Genomic DNA, 2,251 nt, shown 5'->3' with positions numbered 1-2,251 from the left:
TTTTTTTTTACAACACCAAAAGGCAATCCTCCTCATTTTAGGTTTTGTTGGGCCGGTTTTTTGTTTAATATCAATGTTAATAATTCTTTTAATATTTACTGAAATTTTGCCAAAACATTTCACTATTTATCTACATTTTATTCTGTAATATTTCATAAAATGATATATTTTTGTTCCAATATAATTAATTTTTGTTTATTATATCATAAATCATCTAATTAAGTCGTATTTTTGTCTTATATAATACAAATTTCTGTTTATCATTCAATGTAAAAATCAAATTTCATCACTAGCCTTAAGTCAGTATTTTTTGATATAATTGTATTTAGTTAAATCTATAAGGGAGGTCTTCACAATGAATTTTGAATTACCCGAGTACCATTCACCTAATTTTACAGACGAAATATTTCTTTCCGCCCCTAACGCAGTCACAGAAAAAGTTAAAATAAAAGGGATAGCTCCTGACAACTATCATGCAACTTCTATCTATCCTGAATATTTTAAAATAAATGGTAAATGGATATTGGCACCCGAAAGTCGAATGGACTGCGTAGTAGTTGTAGATAAGCATGACAAACTGAAAGTAAAAGAATTCCGGAATTTAGAAGTAGGAGAAGAAGTAATACTTGGAAGAAGTGAAAATACCAGCGAGGGAATTTTTATTCATATAAATGGATTTGAAAATAATTTCAAATCAGAAAATCAAACATTTTTATTTAGATCTGGAAGAAGCAGAGAAAGCTCCTGCTCCAAAGATTATGATAATTTATATGAACTGTTGAGATATGAAAAAGAACATGGATATATACTATGGGTGTTGGGTCCTGCTGTAGTATTTGATGCTGATTCTAAAAAGGCAATGTCATCTCTTATAGATTATGGGTATGCAAATTGTATTTTTGCCGGAAATGCGCTTGCTACCCATGATCTTGAAGGATCCCTTTTAAAAACAGCTCTAGGCCAGAACATATATACTCAACGTTCTGTAATAAATGGTCACTACAACCATATAGATGTAATAAATAAAGTACGAAAGTGCGGATCTTTTAACAATTTTATTAAAGAGGAACATATAGAAAATGGAGTCATTTACTCCTGTGTCAAAAATAAAATTCCTCTAATACTTGCAGGTTCTATAAGGGATGATGGTCCTCTGCCTTCTGTAATTCCAAATGTATATGAATCCCAGAACACCATGAGGCATTATTGCAAAAAAGCTACTACAGTCATATGCCTGGCAACTCAACTTCATACTATAGCAACTGGAAATATGACCCCAGTATACAAAATACAAGATGGAAAGATAAGACCAGTTTATATATACACCGTGGATATATCAGAATTTGTAGTAAATAAATTAAGAGACAGGGGAAGTTTAGAAGTGACTTCTATAGTAACAAATGTTCAGGATTTTATAGTAAATGTGGCCAATAATCTGACCAATAAAAAATAAAATTACTTTTGAAACAAATATTAAATCACTGCTGAAATATTATATTTCAACAGTGATTTTAGCTATAATTATGAATTGGGAAATAAATATAAAAGTATACAGAAAAAGTGGCACGCACTTCCTCCAATAACAAAAATATGCCATATTGCATGATTATAAGGTACTTTATTCATCATATAGAGAAAGGCTCCCGCAGTATATATGATTCCTCCTGCAACCAAAAGTGCTATTCCCATAGGAGATAGCAGTATCAGAAGTTTCTTCATTGCAAAAATTATTATCCATCCCATAAAGATATACAATAAGGTAGAGGCAATCTCATATTTTCCCACCCAGAATATCTTCATTATTATTCCCAAAATTGCCAGTGCCCATATTATGCCAAAAATTACCCACCCTACAGAACTTCTCAAAATAGTCAAAGTAAATGGTGTATAAGTTCCTGCAATGAGCAAATAAATAGATGCATGATCAAATATTCTAAGAACTCTCTTAGCTCTAACATTGGTTATACTATGATATAGAGTAGAGCCCAAATATAAAATAAACATAGAAATTCCATATATAGTATAACTTATTACATACCATTTATCACCTTTTTCCACAGAAAAAACAATTAAAAGAACAAGAGCTGCTATTGAAAGTAGGGTACCTATTCCATGTGTCACCGCATTGGCTATTTCCTCTCCCTTGCTGTAAAATTTCAATTGATCATCCATAAGGCACTACTCCTTTATAAATTAAATATCAGTATTGTAATACATAGTTTTAAAAACTATATATTACAAATATTATATT

2 protein-coding genes are annotated in these 2,251 nt (G+C 30.7%); one reads left to right on the top strand and one right to left on the bottom strand.

Annotation, left to right across the window (positions count from 1 at the left end):
• The first annotated feature begins 355 nt into the window (after positions 1 to 355).
• A complete protein-coding gene (locus tag J5G60_RS18025; protein WP_150358176.1) occupies positions 356 to 1,453 on the top strand; it encodes an ornithine cyclodeaminase family domain in 1,098 nt (365 codons plus the stop codon).
• Positions 1,454 to 1,521: 68 nt separating this feature from the next.
• Here the strand turns inward: J5G60_RS18025 and trhA are convergent, their stop codons facing one another.
• Positions 1,522 to 2,172 (bottom strand): PAQR family membrane homeostasis protein TrhA, encoded by a 651-nt coding sequence (gene trhA, locus J5G60_RS18020; protein WP_150358175.1) that lies wholly within the window; start codon positions 2,170 to 2,172, stop codon positions 1,522 to 1,524.
• Positions 2,173 to 2,251: the final 79 nt, after the last annotated feature.

The sequence above is a fragment of the Clostridium sp. HV4-5-A1G genome, assembly GCF_900184915.1.
In the GTDB taxonomy this organism is placed as follows: Bacteria; Bacillota; Clostridia; order Clostridiales; family Clostridiaceae; genus Clostridium_B; species Clostridium_B aromativorans.
The sequence above is the reverse complement of the archived record's forward strand: the minus strand, read 5'-3'. Positions and strand labels throughout refer to the sequence as shown.

Excerpts from the sequence above, each read along its gene's own strand:
- J5G60_RS18025 (WP_150358176.1), top strand. The coding sequence starts at position 356 with ATGAATTTTGAATTACCCGAGTACCATTCACCTAATTTTACAGACGAA.
- trhA (WP_150358175.1), bottom strand. The coding sequence starts at position 2,172 with ATGGATGATCAATTGAAATTTTACAGCAAGGGAGAGGAAATAGCCAAT.